The sequence below is a fragment of the Mesorhizobium sophorae genome (genome assembly GCF_002270415.1).
Taxonomy (GTDB): domain Bacteria; phylum Pseudomonadota; class Alphaproteobacteria; order Rhizobiales; family Rhizobiaceae; genus Mesorhizobium; species Mesorhizobium sophorae.
The window spans coordinates 371560-390736 of record NZ_NNRI01000007.1; the positions used below are offsets into that span (position 1 = coordinate 371560).

General features: G+C 62.9%; 16 protein-coding genes. 5 read left to right on the forward strand and 11 right to left on the reverse strand.

The annotated features are described in order from the left end of the window. Positions 1-133: 133 nt before the first annotated feature. The 5 genes from CGZ66_RS06225 to CGZ66_RS06245 are packed head-to-tail and all read right to left on the reverse strand — an operon-like array spanning position 134 to position 5372. Complete coding sequence (locus tag CGZ66_RS06225; RefSeq protein WP_095082593.1) at positions 134-964, reverse strand: dipeptide ABC transporter ATP-binding protein; 831 nt, start codon at positions 962-964, stop codon at positions 134-136. After that, positions 961-1812: an ABC transporter ATP-binding protein gene (locus CGZ66_RS06230; protein ID WP_095082595.1), complete on the reverse strand. Its 852-nt coding sequence runs from the start codon at positions 1810-1812 to the stop codon at positions 961-963. Before CGZ66_RS06230 ends, CGZ66_RS06225 begins: the two co-directional genes overlap by 4 nt. After that, complete coding sequence (locus tag CGZ66_RS06235; protein ID WP_095082597.1) at positions 1812-2723, reverse strand: ABC transporter permease subunit; 912 nt, start codon at positions 2721-2723, stop codon at positions 1812-1814. The genes CGZ66_RS06230 and CGZ66_RS06235 overlap by 1 nt, the downstream gene beginning before the upstream one ends. Continuing rightward, a complete protein-coding gene (locus tag CGZ66_RS06240; RefSeq protein ID WP_095082599.1) occupies positions 2723-3730 on the reverse strand; it encodes an ABC transporter permease subunit in 1008 nt (335 codons plus the stop codon). Before CGZ66_RS06240 ends, CGZ66_RS06235 begins: the two co-directional genes overlap by 1 nt. Before the next feature lie 43 nt (positions 3731-3773). Then, positions 3774-5372 (reverse strand): ABC transporter substrate-binding protein, encoded by a 1599-nt coding sequence (locus tag CGZ66_RS06245; protein ID WP_095082601.1) that lies wholly within the window; start codon positions 5370-5372, stop codon positions 3774-3776. A 455-nt stretch (positions 5373-5827) separates the two neighbouring features. On the opposite strand from CGZ66_RS06245, the gene CGZ66_RS06250 reads away from it, so the two are divergent. Together CGZ66_RS06250 and CGZ66_RS06255 are read left to right on the forward strand one after the other, a co-directional pair. Next, positions 5828-7738 carry a long-chain fatty acid--CoA ligase gene (locus CGZ66_RS06250; RefSeq protein WP_095082603.1) on the forward strand — a complete coding sequence of 637 codons (1911 nt, stop codon included), beginning with the start codon at positions 5828-5830 and terminating at the stop codon, positions 7736-7738. Beyond that, positions 7735-8472 carry a class I SAM-dependent methyltransferase gene (locus CGZ66_RS06255; protein ID WP_095082605.1) on the forward strand — a complete coding sequence of 246 codons (738 nt, stop codon included), beginning with the start codon at positions 7735-7737 and terminating at the stop codon, positions 8470-8472. The genes CGZ66_RS06250 and CGZ66_RS06255 overlap by 4 nt, the downstream gene beginning before the upstream one ends. Here the strand turns inward: CGZ66_RS06255 and CGZ66_RS06260 are convergent. Continuing rightward, entirely contained in the window at positions 8469-9191 is a 723-nt protein-coding gene (locus CGZ66_RS06260; protein WP_095082607.1) for an HAD family hydrolase, read from the reverse strand. The genes CGZ66_RS06255 and CGZ66_RS06260 overlap by 4 nt on opposite strands. 5 nt (positions 9192-9196) lie before the next feature. After that, positions 9197-10840, reverse strand: a complete 1644-nt coding sequence (gene pgi / locus CGZ66_RS06265) for a glucose-6-phosphate isomerase (protein ID WP_095082609.1) — start codon at positions 10838-10840, stop codon at positions 9197-9199. A gap of 300 nt (positions 10841-11140) precedes the next feature. Between pgi and pdxR the strand changes: the two genes are divergently transcribed. Together pdxR and CGZ66_RS06275 are read left to right on the forward strand one after the other, a co-directional pair. After that, the gene (gene pdxR / locus CGZ66_RS06270; protein ID WP_095082611.1) at positions 11141-12634 is read left to right on the forward strand and encodes a MocR-like pyridoxine biosynthesis transcription factor PdxR; all 1494 of its coding nucleotides are present in this window, start codon (positions 11141-11143) and stop codon (positions 12632-12634) included. Between the two features lie 191 nt (positions 12635-12825). Beyond that, positions 12826-14412 (forward strand): trimethylamine methyltransferase family protein, encoded by a 1587-nt coding sequence (locus CGZ66_RS06275; RefSeq protein WP_095082613.1) that lies wholly within the window; start codon positions 12826-12828, stop codon positions 14410-14412. A 15-nt stretch (positions 14413-14427) separates the two neighbouring features. Here the strand turns inward: CGZ66_RS06275 and CGZ66_RS06280 are convergent, their stop codons facing one another. From CGZ66_RS06280 to CGZ66_RS06290, 3 genes are all read right to left on the reverse strand, one after another. After that, the gene (locus CGZ66_RS06280; protein ID WP_095084286.1) at positions 14428-14826 is read right to left on the reverse strand and encodes a hypothetical protein; all 399 of its coding nucleotides are present in this window, start codon (positions 14824-14826) and stop codon (positions 14428-14430) included. A 126-nt stretch (positions 14827-14952) separates the two neighbouring features. Further along, entirely contained in the window at positions 14953-16338 is a 1386-nt protein-coding gene (chrA, locus tag CGZ66_RS06285) for a chromate efflux transporter (protein ID WP_095082615.1), read from the reverse strand. Beyond that, complete coding sequence (locus tag CGZ66_RS06290; protein ID WP_095082617.1) at positions 16335-17159, reverse strand: chromate resistance protein ChrB domain-containing protein; 825 nt, start codon at positions 17157-17159, stop codon at positions 16335-16337. The genes chrA and CGZ66_RS06290 overlap by 4 nt, the downstream gene beginning before the upstream one ends. Between CGZ66_RS06290 and CGZ66_RS38995 the strand changes: the two genes are divergently transcribed. Next, entirely contained in the window at positions 17158-17352 is a 195-nt protein-coding gene (locus CGZ66_RS38995; RefSeq protein ID WP_143748685.1) for a hypothetical protein, read from the forward strand. The two genes, CGZ66_RS06290 and CGZ66_RS38995, sit on opposite strands and share 2 nt — an antisense overlap. On the opposite strand, the gene CGZ66_RS06295 is transcribed toward CGZ66_RS38995, so the two are convergent. Further along, positions 17346-19151 carry an IlvD/Edd family dehydratase gene (locus CGZ66_RS06295; protein ID WP_095082619.1) on the reverse strand — a complete coding sequence of 602 codons (1806 nt, stop codon included), beginning with the start codon at positions 19149-19151 and terminating at the stop codon, positions 17346-17348. The genes CGZ66_RS38995 and CGZ66_RS06295 overlap by 7 nt on opposite strands. Positions 19152-19177: the final 26 nt, after the last annotated feature.

The window sequence follows — 19177 nt, forward strand, 5'->3', positions numbered from 1 at the left end:
ATTCAGGTCAGGCCGAGTCGAGAATGGTGGCTTCCGAAAACCGGAGCGGAGCGTACTTAAGGTACGTGAGCACCGGAAGCGCAGGAAGCCCGCCATTCGCAGGCCGGCCTCACCTGAATATCGACACGCCCGGTCAGGCGGCCTTCTTCTTTGCCAGCCTCGCCTTGATCGAAGCGACGTCGGCGCGCGGCGTCGCCGCGAACAGCGTCTTGGTGTAGCTGTGCTTGGGGTCGGCGAAGACCTCTTCGCGCGAGCCGTATTCGACCGCTTCACCGAAATACATCACCATCACGTCGTCGGCGATGTAGCGCACCACCGACAGGTCGTGGCTGATGAAGACGTAGGTCAGCTGGAACTCGTCCTGCAGATCGGCGAGCAGGTTGAGCACCTGCGCCTGCACAGACAGATCGAGAGCCGAGACCGGCTCGTCCAGCACCAAGAGGCTGGGGTTGAGCATCAGCGCTCGGGCGATGGCGATACGCTGGCGCTGGCCGCCGGAAAACATATGCGGATAGCGATTGTAGTGCTCGGGTCCGAGACCGACCTTCTTCAGCATCTTCATGGCAAGGTCGCGCCGTTCCTCAGCCGGCTTGCCGGTGTTGATGAGCAGCGGTTCGCCCAGCACGTCGCCGATTTTCTGGCGCGGGTTGAGAGACCCGTAAGGGTTCTGGAAAACGATCTGCACCTTGCGGCGCATCTCCTTGCTCAGCCCGTCCTTGGCGATGTCGACCTTGTTGCCGTCGATGAACAGCTCACCCGAAGTCGCAGGATCGATCAGCGTGATGATGCGGGCCAGCGTCGACTTACCGCAGCCGCTTTCACCGACGATTGCGAGCGTCTTGCCCTTGTCGACGCTGAACGAGACACCCTTGACCGCATGCACCGTACGCTGTGCGCGAAACAGCCCGCCCCCGACATGATAGTCGCGGACGATATTCTTGCCTTCGACGACCTTGATGCTCATGCGGCGGCTCCCGAAGGCGCCGGCTCGAACAGCATGTCGGAAACGGTCGGCAGCCGGTCGCCGACGGCATTCTCCGGCAGGGCCGACAAAAGCGCGCGCGTGTAGTTGCTCTTCGGCGATTCAAACAGCGACAGCACGTCGGCCTCTTCCATCTTGCGGCCCTTGTACTGGACGACGACGCGGTCGGCGGTCTCGGCAACGACGCCCATATTGTGGGTGATCATGATCAGCCCCATGCCGTATTTGGCCTGCAACGACACCAGGAGATCGAGGATCTGCTTCTGGATGGTGACGTCGAGGGCGGTGGTCGGCTCGTCGGCGATCAGCAGCTTCGGATTGCAGGCGATGGCGATGGCGATCATGACGCGCTGGCACTGGCCGCCCGACATCTGGTGCGGGAACGAGTTCAGCCGTTCCGCCGGCTCGGCAATACCGACCTGCGTCAAGAGTTCGATGGCGCGCTCCCGGCGCTGCGCACCGGCCATACCCATATGAAAGCGCAGCACCTCTTCGATCTGGAAGCCGACGGTGAAGCAGGGATTGAGGCTGGCCATCGGCTCCTGGAAGATCATCGACATGTCCTTGCCGACGATCTTGCGCCGCTCGGCAGGGCTTAGCTTCAGAAGATCGCGGCCATTGAAGCTCATGCGGTCGGCGGTGACAGTGGCCGTCCATGGCAACAGCCCCATGACCGCCAGCATCGACACCGATTTGCCTGAACCGGATTCGCCGACGATCGCCAGCACTTCGCGCTCGTCGACATGGAGCGACACGCCGTCAACGGCGCGGAATGAACCGGAAGCGGTCTGGAACTCGACGACGAGGTTCTGGATATCGAGCAGCGCCATCACGACCTCCTCAGTTTCGGATCGAGCGCGTCACGCAGACCGTCGCCGATCAGATTGATGGCAAGCACAGTGATGAGGATGGCAAGACCGGGGAAGGTCACGACCCACCAGGCGCGCAGGATGAATTCGCGCGCCGAAGCGAGCATCGTTCCCCATTCGGGCGTTGGCGGCTGGGCGCCGAGGCCGAGGAAGCCGAGAGCGGCCGCCTCGAGGATAGCGTTGGAAAACGACAGCGTGCCCTGGACGATCAGCGGTCCCAGGCAATTCGGCAGGATGGTGCGAAGCATCTGCCTGATATGGCCGGCGCCGGCGACCTTCGCCGCCACGACATATTCGCGGCTCTTCTCCGCCATCACGGCAGCGCGCACCAGCCGCGCGAAATGCGGCTGCAGGACAAGCGCGATGGCCAGCATCGCATTGAACAGGCCAGGGCCAAGGATGGTGACCATCACCAGCGCCAGCAACAACGACGGGAAAGCCAGGATGAGGTCCATCACGCGCATGATCGCCACGTCGACCCAGCCGCGGAAATAGCCGGCCAGCAGGCCGAGCGTGATGCCGCCGGTGAGCGCCAGCGAGACCACGACCGCGCCGATCAGCAGCGAGAAGCGCGCGCCGTAGAGCAGGCGCGAGAGGATGTCACGCCCGACCGGATCGGTGCCGAGCAGATATTGTGTCGAGCCGCCGTCCTGCCAGGCCGGAGGCCGCAGGAATGCAGTCTTGTCCTGGACGTCGGGTGCATAGGGAGCCAGCAGCGGCGCAAACAGCGCAGCCAGCACCAGCAGGATGAAGACGAACAGGCCGATGACGGCGCCGCGGTTCACCGAGAAATAATACCAGAAGGTCCTGAGACCGGTGAGGCGATCCGGGTTGCCGGCGGCCATCGGGCCGATTTCGGTCGACTGGCTCATCATGCCGCCCTTATGCGTGGGTTGATAACGGCATAGAGTACATCGACGATCAGGTTCACGGCCATGACGATAAGGGCGATCAAGAGCAGGCCAGACTGCACGACAACATAGTCGCGCTTGGATATGGATTCGACCATCCACCTGCCGATGCCAGGCCAGGAGAAGATCGTTTCGGTAAGGATGGCCCCGGCGAGCAGCGTACTAACCTGCAGGCCGATGGTAGTGACCACCGGAATGAGTGCGTTGCGCAGAGCGTGCACGCCGATGACTCGGGCCGACGAAAGCCCTTTGGCTCGGGCCGTCCGCACGTAGTCCTCGCCCAGCACCTCGAGCATGGCGGAGCGCGTCTGGCGCGCTATCACAGCCAGCGGAATGGTGCCGAGCACGATTGTCGGCAGCACCAGATGGCGCAATACCGAGCGAAATGCATCCCATTTGCCGTAGAGCAAGGTGTCGATGGTCATGAAGCCGGTGATCGGCTTGAAGAAGAACTGCAGGTCGATGCGGCCGTTAACCGGTGTCCAGCCGAGATAGCCGGAGAAAAAGATGATCAGCAGCAGGCCCCACCAGAAGATCGGCATGGAGTAGCCGACGAGCGCCGTGCCCATCAGCGACTGGTCGAACCAGGAGCCGCGCTTGATCGCCGCGAAGATGCCGGCCGGAATGCCGAGCACCATGGCGAAAATCATGGCGAAGAACGACAGTTCCAGCGTCGCCGGGAAGAGCGTCTTGAACTCTTCGAGCACCGGGCGCTTGGACGAGATGGAGACCCCGAAATCGCCGGTCACGACCTCGCCGACATAGCGTGCGTATTGCTGCCAGATCGGCAGATTATAGCCGAACTGCTCCTTGAGTTCCTCGTAACGCGCCGGCGCCACGCCGTGTTCGCCGGCCATGGCAAGGATGGGATCGCCAGGCAGCAGCCTGACGAAGGCGAAGGCACAGATAGTGATGCCGACAAGCGTCGGGATCAAAAGTGCAATTCTGTGAAGAATATATTTGAGCATGGCGAAGGGGGCAGCGCTCTACAGCGCCGCCCCACTCGATATCTTATTCGGCTTTGTCGACGCCGTCGAAGCGGTGAATGCCGAGCGGGTCCATCATGAAACCGCTGACATTCTTGCGCACGACTGCGTAGACTTGGCTGTGTGCCAGCAGGAAGGCCGGAGCCTGCTTCTGGAAGACGACCTGCGCCTGCTCATAGAGCTTGGTGCGCTCGGCCTGGTCGCTGGTCTTCTTGGCCTTCTGGATCAGGTCCTCGAAGTCCTTGTCGCACCAGCTCGAGTAGTTCGAGACGCCGATGGCGGAGCAGGCGAACAGGGTGGCGAAGAAGTTGTCCGGATCGCCATTGTCACCGGTCCAGCCAATCTGGAAGGCGCCTGGACGGTCCTTCTTCTTGCCTTCCGAGCGATACTTCGTCCACTCGTAGTTCACGATCTCGGCCTTGACGCCGACCTTGGCCCAGTCGGCCTGGATCAGTTCGGCGGCGCGCTGGAAGTTCGGGTTGTAAGGACGAACGCGATCGGAAGCCCAGAGCTGGATTTCCGTCAGCCCGGCAGCGGACAGAACTTTCTTGGCCGCATCCGGATCATAGGCGTCGGCCTTCACATCCTTGTCCCACGACCACATGGTCGGCGGGATCAGGTTTACGGCCGGCGTGGCGCCAGCGTCCTGGAACAGCGACTTGATCAGTGATTCCCGATCGATGGCCTGATTGAGCGCATGGCGCACCTCGGGCTTGTCGAGTGGCGGGATGGTGGTGTTGTAGCTCATGTAGCCGATGTTCAGGCCGGCCTGATCCATCAGGGTCACGTCCTGGTTGGCCTTGATCGTGCCGATGTCCGCAGGATTCGGATAGGGCGCGATGTCGCATTCGCCAGCGAGCACCTTCTGGATGCGGGCGGTCGCGTCAGGGGTGATGGCGAAGACGAGATCGTCGATCTTCTCCTTGCCCTTGAAATAATCCGGATGGGCCGCGTAACGGATAACCGAATCCAGCTGATAGTCGACGAACTGGAACGGGCCGGTGCCGATCGGCTTGGTCGAGAAATCGGCCATCTTACCGGACTTCTCCAGCTGCTCGGCATATTCCTTCGACACGATCGAGGCGAAGTCCATGCCGAGGTTGGCAAGCATGGGCGCGTTCGGCTCGGTCAGGGTCAGCTTGACGGTCAGGTCGTCGACCTTTTCCCACTTGGCGACATACTTCGGCATGTCCATGCCGGTGTAATAATCCCAAGTCAGGTTCGGCAGGTATTTATCGCCGTTCCACGGGTTCGCCTTGTTGAACTGACGGTCGAAGGAGAAGACGACGTCGTCGGCGTTGAGGTCGCGGGTCGGCTTGAAATAATCGGTGGTCTGGAACTTCACACCTGGATGCAGATGGAAAGTATAGACCAGGCCATCGTCCGAGATTTCCCACTTGTCGGCAAGGCCGGGCTCGACCTCGGTGCCGCCATGCTTGAATTCGACCAGGCGCGAATAGACGGTACGCGACGAGGCATCGAAGTCGTTGCCGCCCGTCGTCGTACCCGGATCAAAATTGGCCGGCGATGCTTCCGAGCAATAGACAAGCGTCTTCGCATTGGCCATGCCGCTCAGGACGCTTGCAGCCAGCAACGCGGCCGCAAAAGCGAGTTTCTTTTTCATTGAGCACTCCCTGATGTTCTTCCAAGCCCCTCTATCAGGCTCGCGAAGCCCGCATATAAGCACCGTTTTTCCGGCTTTGGAACACCCCGTTTGCTTACCCCTCGGGAAGCAGGAAAAAAATCCGCCATTTTGCTAAATGGCAGAAAAAATTAGCAGTTTTTTCCATTCACGGGATTGTTAACGACCGCATTTTTTTATTGATCGCCGATCTGGCGATACAGGTGCCGCGCCGACCTTCGCCCGGCCGAGGATGCGGCAGGACACCGGCTCGCAGTATCGGCGGCGGAAAGATTTTCGGCGGCAAATCTTTCGCCGCCTTGCCGCAGGGGCAAGACTTGCACCGCCGCCGATAGAGGCAATACATAGAAGACATCCCAGGCCGCAGCGGGGGGACGTCTCTGTCAATTCGGGGCGAGCGCGGCACGGGCGAACAAGAATTATCCAGGGAGGAACGGGTGGCAAAAGCATCAAAGACGACGGCGTCGGTGAAAGCCAAGACGGCTGCCAAGGCAGCCGCCGGCGCATTCAAGCCGAAAGCGCCCGTTGCCAAAGCCGCCGCGGCCAAGCCGAAGGCGGCACCTGTGCCGGTGCGGGCAAGTGCAAAGCCCGCGGCCAAGGCCCAGGCCAAGCCTGCCGTCGGAAAGCCGGCCGCGGCCTCGCGATTGCCGAAGGTACTGACGGCCCTGACTGCCGGACTGCCGGAAAAGCCATGGCTCAAAAGCTATCCGAAAAGCATACCAGCTGAAATCGGCGCCTTGCCCTACAGCTCTATCGGCGATTTCCTGGTCGCCGCCTGCAAGCAATTTTCCGCCCAGCCCGCCTTTACCTGCATGGACAAGTCCATCAGCTATGCCGATGTCGAACGGCTGTCGGCGGCCTTCGGCGCATACCTGCAATCGAAGGGACTGCAAAAGGGCGCACGCGTCGCCCTGATGATGCCCAACGTGCTGCAATATCCGGTGGCGATGATGGCCGTCTTGCGCGCCGGCTATGTCGTGGTGAACATCAATCCGCTCTACACGCCGCGCGAACTGGAGCACCAGCTCAAAGATTCCGGTGCACAGGCCATCGTCATCCTGGAGAACTTCGCCAGCACCTTGCAGGCGGTCATCTCCAGAACGGCGGTCAAGCATGTCGTGGTCGCCGCGATGGGAGACATGCTCGGCGGACTGAAGGGCACGATCGTCAATTTCGTCGTGCGCCGGGTGAAGAAGATGGTGCCGGCATGGTCGCTGCCCGGCCATGTCAAGTTCAACGCGGCCGTCAAGGCCGGCGGCGGCGTGGGCTTCAAGCCAGCCAAGGTGGCGGCCGACGATGTCGCCTTCCTGCAATATACGGGCGGCACCACCGGCGTCTCGAAGGGTGCAACGCTGCTCCACAGCAACGTGCTGGCCAATGTCGTGCAGAACGCGCAGTGGATGGAAGACGCCTATACGATCAAGCCGAAACCGGCGCATCCGAACTTTATCTGCGCCCTGCCGCTCTATCATATCTTCGCGCTGACGGTGAACGCGCTGATGGGCATGCAGCAAGGTGCGCGCAATGTGCTCATTCCCAACCCGCGCGATATTCCCGGCTTCGTCAAGGAACTGCAGAAATATCCGATCCACATCTTTCCGGGCTTGAACACGCTGTTCAACGCCCTGCTCAACAATGAGGACTTCCGCAAGCTCGACTTCAAGCCGCTGGTGCTGACGCTGGGCGGCGGCATGGCGGTGCAGAAGGGCGTCGCCGAACGCTGGAAGGCCCTGACCGGCTGTCCGGTGACCGAAGGCTACGGGCTGTCGGAAACCTCGCCGGTGGCCACCGCCAACAAGTTCAGCGCCAGCGACTTCACCGGCACCATCGGCCTGCCGCTGCCGTCGACGGAGATCGCCATCCGCGACGACGACGGCAACAATCTGCCGCTCGGCGAGGTCGGCGAAATCTGCATCCGGGGGCCGCAAGTAATGGCGGGCTACTGGAACCGGCCGGATGAGACCGCCAAGGTGATGACCAAGGACGGCTATTTCAAATCCGGCGACATGGGCTTCATGGACGAGCGCGGCTACACCAAGATCGTCGACCGCAAGAAGGACATGATCCTGGTCTCGGGCTTCAACGTCTATCCGAACGAGCTTGAGGAAGTCGTGGCGATGCATCCGGGCGTGCTCGAAGTGGCGGCGATCGGCGTGCCGGACGAGCATTCGGGCGAGGTGCCGAAGCTGTTCGTGGTCAGGAAGGATCCGGCGCTGACCGCAGAGACGCTCACCGCCTATTGCCGCGAGAACCTGACCGGCTACAAGCGGCCTAAATACATCGAATTCCGGACCGAGCTGCCGAAGACGCCGGTCGGCAAGATCCTGCGGCGGGCGCTCCGCGAATGACGGCAGCCGACGGCCTTGGCGCCGTGGATGCACCTTGCCGTCCTGACCCGACCGAGTTCATCAGGGCGAACATGCGCATCGCCCCGGTGCCGTCGCTTCCCGAGATCCTGCTTTATACGGCTCATCCGGGGAGTGGCCTGAGGCGGCTTATCGATCCGCGGCAAAGCTTCGACGATGATGACGACACGGCCGAGGCGGATGAGGATGGACCCGATCCGCAGCCGCCCTACTGGGCCTATGCCTGGGCCGGCGGCGCCGTCCTTGCGCGCTATATACTCGACCATCCACTAACCGTGGCCGGTCGGCGCGTGCTCGACCTCGGCGCCGGTTCGGGCCTTGTCGGCATTGCCGCGGCCAAGGCCGGGGCGAGCGCGGTGATCGCCGCGGAGATCGATCGTAACGGCATTGCAGCGATCGGCCTCAACGCCGCGGCGAACGGCGTCGCGATGACGGTCATGGCGCAGGATATTACCCGCGGATCGCCGCCTGCGGTCGATGTCGTCACCGCCGGCGACGTCTTTTATGGACAGGACGTCGCCGACCGCGTCATGCCTTTCCTCGACCGCTGCCTTGATGCCGGTATCGAGGTTCTTGTTGGCGATCCGGGCCGCGCCTACCTGCCGCGATCGCGGCTGCGCCTGCTTGCCGAATACCAGGTGCCGGACTTCGGCCAGACGAACGACAGCGCGCCGAAGAGCGGTGTCTTCCGTTTGGAGGGTATATCCGGCCGCTAGATCGTTTCCTTGACTCGCGCCGACAGAAAATCCGGCAGATCGGCAACCGAATCCAGCACGATATCGGCGATCGACGACAGCGATTCAGGTGTGCCGGTGCCGGAGAGCACGCCGATCGCCAGCCCGCAGCCGCCGGCTCGCGCCATCTCCAGGTCGTGGCGATTGTCGCCGACCATGGCGACTTGCGCCGGCTTCAGCCCGGTCAGGTCGCAGAAGGCGAAGATCGTGTCCGGCGCCGGTTTCGGATTGGCCACCGCGTCATAGCCATAGGCAGCGTCGAAGAGCTGGGCGACGCCAAGCGTGACCATCGTCTTCTCCGCGCCGCTGGTTGAATCGTTGGTAGCGACGCCGAGCCGGTAGGATCGCTTGTGCAGCACTGTCAGCGTTTCGACGATGCCGGGCAGCGCCACCGCCATCGACGAGCCTTGCACGGACGTGATTTCGTTGAAGCGGGCGACGGCCAGCATCTGGTCCTCGTCGGACAGGCGCGGGAACCACAGTTCGACGACATCCATGTTGGTGCCCGAGGCAAAGATCGAATCGGGCCTGAACCGCTTGTTGACGAAATCGAAACCCGCCGCCGAAAGGAGCCTGTCGGCCTTCCAGCGATCGCCCTCGGCGGCATCCATGGCCATGAAGTCGGCAATGCCGAGCCAGGTCGCGTTGAAGTCGACAAGCGTCCCGTCCTTGTCGAACAATATGCCCTTGATGTCTGCCAAACTGCTCACTCCGAACCACGCAAATGCTGGATGTATCCCACCAGGCCAGCGGTCGATGCATCCCGCTTCGCGGCACTTTCCTTGCCCTCCACGACAGGCAAGAGGCCGGTGGCCAGTTCCTTGCCGAGCTCGACGCCCCACTGGTCGAAGGAATTGATGTTGAACAAAGTGCCTTCGACGAAGACGCGATGCTCGTAGAGCGCGATCAGCCGGCCGAAGGTGCGCGGGTCGAGCTTGCGGTAGAGGATGGTCAGCGAGGGCCGGTTGCCGGAGAAGACGCGGTGCGGGGCGATCTTGTCGACCTCGGCCGGCTTCATGCCCTTGGCCAGCATCTGGGCGCGCGCCTCCTCCAGCGTGCGGCCCTTCATCAAGGCTTCCGACTGCGCCAGGCAGTTGGCGAGCAGCAGATCATGCTGATGCTTGAGGTCCGGCTCGTGGCCGACGGCCGCGGCGAGGAATTCGACCGGGATGAAATCGGTGCCCTGATGCAGCAGCTGGAAGAAGGCATGCTGGCCGTTGGTGCCAGGCTCGCCCCAGACCAGCGGTCCGGTCGGGGTCGTCACCGCAACGCCTTCGAGGGTGACGCTCTTGCCGTTCGATTCCATGTCGAGCTGCTGCAGATAGGCCGGCAGCCTGGACAGCCGCTGGTCATAAGGAATGACGGCGCGTGCCGGGTATCCGCAGATCACGCGATGCCACCAGCCGACCAGCCCCAGCAGCGCCGGCAGGTTGTCCTGCACCGGCGCGGTGCGAAAATGCTCGTCCATCTCGTGCGCGCCATCGAGGAAGGCGCGAAAATTCCGCGGCCCGACCGCTATCATCACCGGCAGGCCGATCGCCCCCCAGACCGAATAGCGGCCGCCGACCCAGTCCCAAAAACCGAAGACGCGATCCGATTCGATGCCGAACTTGGCCACCAGCTCGAGCGCGGTCGAGACGGCGGCAAAATGCTTGCCGACGGCTTCCTTGCCGAGTGCCTTCTGCACCCATTTGCGCGCCGTCTCGGCATTGGTCATCGTCTCGACGGTGGTGAAGGTCTTGGAGGCGATGATGAAAAGCGTGGTTTCGGCCGACAGGCCCTTCAGCGTGTCGTGGATATGGGCGCCGTCGATGTTGGAGACATAGTGCGCGCGCGGCCCGTCATGGTAGGGGGCCAGCGCCAGCGTCGCCATGGCCGGGCCGAGATCGGAACCGCCGATGCCGATGTTGACGATGTCGGTGATTTTCTTGCCGGTGGCGCCGGCCGCCTTGCCAGAGCGCACGGCATCGGCAAAGGCGCCCATCGCGTCGAGCACGGCAGTGACGTCCGCCTTGACGTCCTGGCCATCCACGATGACGCCCTTGCCGGTCAGGTTGCGCAGCGCCGTGTGCAGCACGGCACGGTTTTCGGTGACGTTGATCTTCTTGCCGGCGAACATCGCCGCACGGCGGCCTTCGAGATCGGCTGCCCTGGCAAGTTTCTCCAGCAGGTCCATGGTGAGCGTGTCGACCGCGCATTTCGACCAGTCGAGCAACAGGTCGCCGTCGGTGGCGGAGAATGTCTTGAACCGCTGCGGATCGGCGGCGAAGGCCTGGCGCATGCTGGCTGGCGCCGCGGCGCGATGATCGCGCAAGGCTGCGAGCTGTTTCTGGAAGGCTGACTGATCCACTGGCGGGACTCCTGGCGTTTTCGACGCACCATATCAGACCGGATGTTTCCGGCGCGTGTCGTCGCGCCAAAACTAGTGAGCCGAATTCTGTACGGTCAATACGCGGGCGATGACGCGAATCGTCACGCGGCGACGATGCAGGCGCGTCCCGAGGTGGGCGGAGTGCCGGATTTTCCGCCGAAGGATCACTGGCATAAATCCCAACGATCAGAAAAATTGATTGGCGCAACCCCTTGTGCCACCGTTACATTCGACTGGTCCAGCCAAGCGAAAAAAGCTGGCCATCGAGGAACATCTTCCATGCCACAGCGAAACGACACGGCGATATGGTCCGGCCTGTTCCGGATTTCGGCCGAATCCGGCCAGACCCTGCAGGCACAGATCCGCCAAGCCATCGTGGCCGCCATTCTCGACCGCCAGATCGCCGCTTCGATGCCGCTCCCCTCTTGCCGGATCCTGGCCGAAAAACTCGGCGTGGCGCGCGGAACCGTGGTGCTGGCCTTCCAGCAGCTCGTCGACCAGGGCTTCCTGGTGGCACGCGAGCGGCGCGGCCATTTCGTCAATCCCGATGTGTTGGCGACACCAGCCAAGCCGCATCAGAAGGCGCCCGACCAGGCCAACGAGCTCGACTGGAAGGCACGCCGCAAGATCGCCGCAAGCGACATGCCGCCGCCGGCCAAGCACGAGAACTGGATCAAGTCGTCCTACCCCTTCGTCTACGGCCAGTTCGACCCGGCGCTGTTCCCGACCGCCGAGTGGCGCGAGTGCAACCGCATGGCGCTTGCCGTGCTCGAAATCCGCAACTGGGCGTCCGACATGGTCGATCGCGACGATCCGTTGCTGATCGAACAGATCCAGGCGCGGCTGCTGCCGCGGCGCGGCATCTTCGCCAATCCCGACGAAATCATCGTCACGCTGGGCGCCCAGAACGCGCTCTACATGCTGGCGACGCTGCTGATGGGCAAGGGCTCCAAGGTGGCGATGGAGGACCCCGGCTATCCCGACGCACGCTCGATCTTCCGCCTTGCGGGCGCCGATATACAGCCGGTGCCGGTCGACCAGTCCGGCATTGTAACCGCTTCTATTCCCAATGATTCCGGGTTCGTGTTCGTCACGCCCAGCCATCATTGCCCGACCATGGTGCCGCTGTCGGCGGAACGGCGGCAGGATCTCCTGGCGCGGGCCAACCGCTACAACCAGATCATCATCGAGGATGGCTATGACAGCCAGCTTCTCGACGAGGCGCCGCAGCAGGCATTGAAGAGCCTCGACCGCTCCGGCCGCGTCGTCTATGTCGGCTCGATGTCGAAGACGCTGGCTCCAGGCCTGCGGCTCGGCTACATCGTCGCCTCGGCCGGACTGATCTCGGAACTCAGGGCGCTGCGCCGCTTCATGCTGCGCCATCCACCTGCCAACAACCAACGCGCCGTCGCGCTGTTCCTGTCGCTCGGCCATCACGAGGCACTTGTGCGGCGGCTGTCGAGCGCCTTCGACGAGCGGCGCAAGCGCCTGGTCCATGCGATTTCCGCTTTCCTGCCGGAATGGCGTTCGACCGATTCGGCCGGCGGCACATCGCTGTGGCTTGAAGGGCCGCGCGGCACCGATTCGCGCGGACTGGCCGAGGCAGCCGCCTCGCGCAGCGTCATCATCGAGCCGGGTGATCGTTTCTTCGATCGCACTGAAAAGCCTTCGCGTTTCATGCGGCTGGGCATTTCCTCGATCGCGCTGCAGCACATCGAGCCGGGCATCCGCGAACTGGCCACCGCCGCCGGACGCAGGCCGGCCGCCGCCTGATCCACCCGCCCGACCCCCTTGCCGGAGCCGCACAGCGTGGCTCCGGCTCCATTAGCCCTGGCATATGCAGCCGGACTGTCTGGCTCATAGGCTGGGCCAATGCCGGCGGCATAGTCGGAGCACAAGGGGAAGAAGCAGCCGATGGTGGACCAACCGCCGCGCTCTGCTTCTCAGAAAGGTGGAGTGTCTCCATGTCAGTTCTTGAAAAGCAGGAAGCGGCGGCGGATCAACGTTCGCGCCGCTCCGGCGGGCGCGAAGCGCGCCGCGCCATGCGGGCAGCACCGTTGGCCGACGACATCAAGCCGGTGCGCGCCGGCCTCGAAGGCGGTAGCTACGGGCCGCTGACGGAGAACGACCAGGAACGCATCCACGAAGCCGTGCTGACGCTCCTGGAAACGGTTGGCTTCGCCAATGCCATTCCCTCCTGCATCGATGCCCTGACTAAGGCCGGCGCCAGCTATGGCGACGATGGCCGCATCCGTTTCCCGCGCGCGCTCGTGCTCGACACGATCAAGAAAGCGGCCCGGCATTTCACGCTGCACGGCCAGGACCCCAAGCACGACATGCTGATCAAGGGCAAGCGCGTGCATTACGGCACGGCGGGCGCCGCCGTGCATCTGGTCGATGTCGAAAAGCGCGAATACCGCGAGTCGCTGCTGCAGGACATCTATGACGCCGCCCGCCTCGTCGAGGGGCTCGACAACATCCATTTCTTCCAGCGCCCGATGGTGCCGCGCGATATTCCCGATCCACTCGATATGGATTTCAACACGCTCTATGCCTGCGTGATGGGCACGTCGAAGCATGTCGGCACCTCGTTCACGGTGCGCGAGAACGTGCAGCCGGCGCTCGAAATGCTCTATGCCATTGCCGGCGGCGAGGAGAACTTCCGCGCCCGGCCGTTCGTTTCGAACTCCAACTGCTTCGTCGTGCCGCCGATGAAGTTCGCCGAGGACGCCTGCGGCGTGCTCGAGGCCTGCGTCGAAGGCGGCATTCCGATCCTCTTGCTGTCGGCCGGTCAGGCCGGTGCCACGGCCCCAGCGGCGATTGCCGGTGCGGTGGTGCAGGCGGTGGCCGAAGTGCTGGTCGGCCTCATCTATGTCAACGCCATCAAGCCGAGGCATCCGGCGATCTTCGGCACCTGGCCATTCGTGTCGGATCTCAGGACCGGCGCCATGTCGGGCGGTTCGGCCGAGCAGGCGGTGCTGACCGCGGCCTGTGCGCAGATGGCGCAATATTACGACCTGCCGGGCGGCTCGGCCGCGGGCATGACGGATTCGAAACTCCCCGACATCCAGTCCGGCTACGAAAAAGGCATCACCGATGTGATGGCCGGCCTTGCCGGGCTCAACCTGGTCTACGAATCGGCCGGCATGCACGCCTCGCTGCTCGGTTTCTGCCTGGAGAGCCTGATCATCGACAACGACATGCTCGGCCACTGCCTGCGCTGCGTGCGCGGCATCGAGGTGACCGACGAGGCGCTGTCGATCGACACCATCGCCGATGTCTGCCTGAAGGGACCGGGCCATTATCTCGGCAACGAGCAGACGCTGCGGCTGATGCAGACCGAGTATTTCTATCCGGCCGTGGGCGACCGATTTTCACCCAAGGAATGGAATGAGAAGGGCCGGCCCGACATCCTGCAACGGGCGATCATCGAAAAGAAACGCGTGCTTGCCGAGCGCTTTCCGCGCCATGTGCCGAAGCTGATCGACGACAGGCTGCGTGCCCGCTTTGGCGAGATGATCAAGCTGCCGCGCGGCAGCATGGGCGGGTAGGCCCTCGCAAAACAATCAGTCCGCGTTGAGCCCGTAGCGCTCGACGACTTCGGCATTGATCAACTTGGCGTGCAGCGTCATCAGCACGATTTGCGCATCCAAGCTGTCGCCAGTTTCAAGGGCGGCCTCGATCCGGCGCTCGGCCTCCAGCCTGTTCTGAAGACCATTCGATCGTTCGAAGGGTTCCCGTCCGGCGATGCAATAGCTGAACAGCCGCGCCACTTCTGAATAAGCTTGTGTGGGCGGCTCGTCGGGCCAGCGATCCTTCATCAGATTGACGATGGTCAGTTTTACGCCCTCCGGCACGAGGGCGGGATGAAGGTCGGCGCCACCCAATGCCGCATCGAGCTGCCTCAAGTCGCCCGAGCGGCCGAACATTCCGAGGAAGCCAAGGGAAGAGCGTCGTGGCGCCATCATGTTCCAATCCGTTTCCAACCACTTAGGTGGTTCGCAAGCGGAATACAAAGGCAGTGATTTCTATGGCGTGTCGCATTGAAACGGGTTCACGCGACGCGCTTTGTGCCTTTGCCGTTGTGCATCTCAGCCACTTGCCGCCAACAGCAAGACACCGGCAAGGGCCGATCCGGCAAGCGTCGGCAGCATGCCGATCTTGAGCTTCAGGATAGCGATCATGGCGACACAGGAAAGCAGCGCCGCGCGCCAGTCGATCGACGAAAATACCGGCACATTCATGCCGAGGCCCAGCGCGTGTACCTCACGGAAAATGACGTGCAGGGCGAACCACAGAGCCAGATTCATGATCACCCCGACAACAGCGGCGGTGATCGCGCCAAGTGCTGCCGACAAGGCCTTGTTGCCGCGCAGGGCCTCGATATAGGGCGCACCGAGGAATATCCAGAAGAAGCAGGGCGTGAACGTAACCCACAGGGTCAGCAACGCCCCCAGCGATCCGGCAAGCAACGGGTCCAGCGAGCCGGGATGGCGGAACGCGGCGATGAAGCCAACGAACTGCAACACCAGGATGAGCGGACCTGGCGTCGTTTCGGCAAGCCCCAAACCGTCGACCATTTCACCGGGAGCGAGCCAACCGAAGGACTGGACGGCTGCCTGGGCGACATAAGCGAGCACCGCGTAGGCGCCGCCGAAGGTGACGACCGCCATGAGACTGAAGAACCGGCCGATCTCGGTCCAGACGCTTGCAGAGCCGGTAAGCCACCAGATCAGCAGAACAGGCCCGAACCAGATCGGCAGCCAGATTGCAATCGTGCGCGGCGCATGCCATTTCGTCGGCCTGATGTGGGCCAGTTCGCCGCGCTCGAACATCAGGTCGACCGCTCCCTTGCTATCGGCAATACCGTCCTTGCCATGTGCCGAGCCGGAAAACAGCGCCGGAGCAATGCGGTTTCCCAGCCATCCTGTCAGGCCCGCGAGCAGGACGATGAGTGGGAACGGTACATTCAACGCATAGATGGCGATGAAAGCCGAGACGGCGATCGACACCATGACCCTGTTCTTCAGGGCACGCCGTCCGATCCGGATCACCGCCTCGATGACAATGGCAAGCACCGCCGCTTTCACCCCGAAAAACAGCGCCTCGACGAGCGGCACGTCGCCATAGAGCACGTAGAGGCTGCTCAGGACGAGCATGACGAGCGCGCCCGGCACCACGAACAGGATGCCGGCAACAAGGCCGCCGATCGTCCTGTGCAGCAGCCAACCGACATAAATGGCGAGTTGCTGGGCTTCGGGGCCAGGCAGCAGCATGCAATAATTCAGCGCATGCAGGAAACGCTGCTCGCCGATCCAGCGCCGATCCTCGACCAGTTCCTTGTGCATCAATGCGATCTGCCCGGCCGGCCCGCCGAAGCTGAGCAATCCGATTTTTGCCCAGAGTTTTGTGGCTTCGGCGAACGTCGGCGCAGCTGGACCCTGGACCATCGTGTCATGCGACTCGAGCGCGCTCATGACGGTTTGCCCGCGCCTGCACCGGGCCAGTTGTGCGTTTCGTCAGTGGCGTCACGACACCAACGGAAGAACGCATCGTAGAGCAGCATGCCTGCGTCCAGCTGTTCCAGGTCGTCGCGAAACATACGCGACAGGCCAAGCGAAGCCGCCAGGAAGCCGGCAGCCTGGGGAACAAGGTCGAGGCTTGCGGTGTCTGCCGCGCGCACGATCAGGGCAAGGCGATCGAGCGCCTCGGATTCCAGCCCGAACTCCTCGATCATCGTGTCGAAGGTGCAGCGTTCGCCGCGATGGCTCCAGAACACATCGTCGATGTCGAAAGGCACGGCCAGGAAGCGATCGGCTACGGCAAGAACTTCGGCCGGCTCGACAAACAGAAAGATCGCGTGAGGATCGACGAAACGCCGGATCAGCCAAGGGCAAGCGATGCGATCCACCTTCGGGCGGGCTCGTGTCACCCACACGGTGCGCCCCTTTTCGTTGCGTGAGGGCAAGGTGTCGGTGCGAACCAGAAGTCCCTTTGCATCGCGCCAGGCTTCGAACCCACCGTCGAGGCTTTCGGCGGAAATGCCCTCATGGCGCAGCCATGCGGCGACACCTTGCGAGAGTTTCAGCCCTTTCTGGCAAACGACCGTCACTGGCTTGCCGGCGAACTCGTCGGCCCAGGTCGAAACGGTTTTGAAATCGCGCCGGCTCGAGGCCGGCAGAAGGCGTGGATCGGCGTCGAAGTCATCATCGATACGGACATCGATGATGACAGGCGCGCCTGGCAGACCGATCAGACGGGATAGTTGCGATACGGTGATAGCGGTTGTTGACGGCATGGCGTCCACCTCCTGGAAAAAGAAGCTTGGACGCGAACGTTGGGCTGACGCCTCACGGGGTCGTCGCGATGCACCCCTTGCCATGATGGTGGATGCATCGCGCGGGCTTGTCAAGGATGACGGCGGCCTGATCCGGATCAAGCCGCCGTTTGTCGTTTATGTAAGCATCTACGAACAGATGATCGCTCAGTGATTGTCCCTGGGGACACCTCTGGTGTGAGCGACATCCTGGTATTTCACCGCCGGCTTCAGCACCATTCCCTCTGAAAACTGCGCAACCATGCCGCGCTGGATCTCCTGCCAGGGCGTCTGGTGCTTGGGATAGTCATAGCCGCCATTGTTCTGCAGTTCGGCACGCCGCCGGGTGATCTCGTCGTCGGTGACGAGGATGTCGGCCGTGCCCTTGCGCAGGTCGATGCGGACACGGTCGCCCGTCTTGAGCAACGCCAACCCGCCGCCGATCGCGGCTTCCGGCGAGGCGTTGAGGATCGACGGCGAACCCGACGTGCCGGACTGGCGGCCGTCGCCGATGCAGGCGAGCGCATGGATGCCCTTCTTGATCAGATAGGCCGGCGGCTGCATGTTGACGACCTCGGCGCCGCCGGGATAGCCGATCGGGCCGGCGCCACGCATGAACAGGATCGTGTGTTCATCGATGCCTTGCGCCGGATCGTCGATTCGGGCGTGGTAGTCCTCGGGCCCGTCGAAGACCATGGCGTTGCCTTCGAAAGCCTCGGGATCCTTCGGATTGGAGAGATAGCGCTCGCGGAATTCGGGCGAGATGCCGCTGGTCTTCATGATCGCGGAATCGAACAGATTGCCCTTGAGGTTGATGAAGCCGGCATTGGCCTTCAGCGGCGCGGCAACGGAGCGGATGACGTCGGTGTTCTCGTTGGCGACACCCTCGCTATTCTCACCGATAGACTTGCCGTTGACCGTGCGCGCACCGGGATGCGGCAACAGTCCGCCCTTCATCAGTTCGGCGATCACCGCCGGCACGCCGCCGGCATGATGGTAATCCTCGCCCAGATATTCGCCCGTCGGCTGCAGATTGACCAGCAGCGGCACATTGAGGCCGACCGTCTGCCAGTCGTCATTGTCGAGCTTGACGCCGAGATGGCGGGCGATGGCGTTGAGATGGATAGGCGCGTTGGTCGAGCCGCCAATTGCCGAATTGACGACAATGGCGTTCTCGAAAGCCTCTCTCGTCATGATGTCGGACGGCTTGAGGTCTTCACGCACCATGTCGACGATACGTTTGCCGGTCTCGTAGGCGATCTGGCCGCGCTCGCGGTAAGGTGCGGGGATGGCGGCCGAGCCCGGCAATTGCATGCCAAGCGCCTCCGCCAGCGAGTTCATCGTCGTGGCGGTGCCCATGGTGTTGCAGTAGCCGGTGGACGGCGCCGAAGAGGCGACGATGTCCATGAACTCGTCATAGTCGATCTCGCCGGCCGACAGGCGCTGGCGCGATTCCCAGACGATGGTGCCGGAGCCGGTGCGCTTGCCCTTGTGCCAGCCATTGAGCATCGGGCCGACCGACAGCGCGATCGCCGGGATGTTGACGGTGGCTGCCGCCATCAGCAGGGCCGGCGTTGTCTTGTCGCAGCCGATGGTGAGCACGACGCCATCGAGCGGATAGCCGTATAGCACTTCGACCAGGCCGAGATAGGCAAGGTTGCGGTCAAGAGCGGCGGTCGGGCGCTTGCCGGTCTCCTGGATCGGATGGCACGGGAATTCGAACGGAATGCCGCCCATCGAGACGATGCCTTCGCGCACGCGCTTGGCCAGCTCGATGTGATGCCGGTTGCAGGGCGAGAGATCCGAACCGGTCTGGGCGATGCCGATCAGCGGCTTGCCGGACATCAGTTCGGCCCGCGTCAGGCCGTAGTTGAGGTAGCGCTCCAGGTAGAGCGCCGTCATGCCCGGATTATCGGGATTGTCGAACCACTCCTGCGAGCGAAATTTTTTCTTCCTGGTGGGGGCGCCTGCCATCGTGGTCTCCGTATTTGTAAGACAAA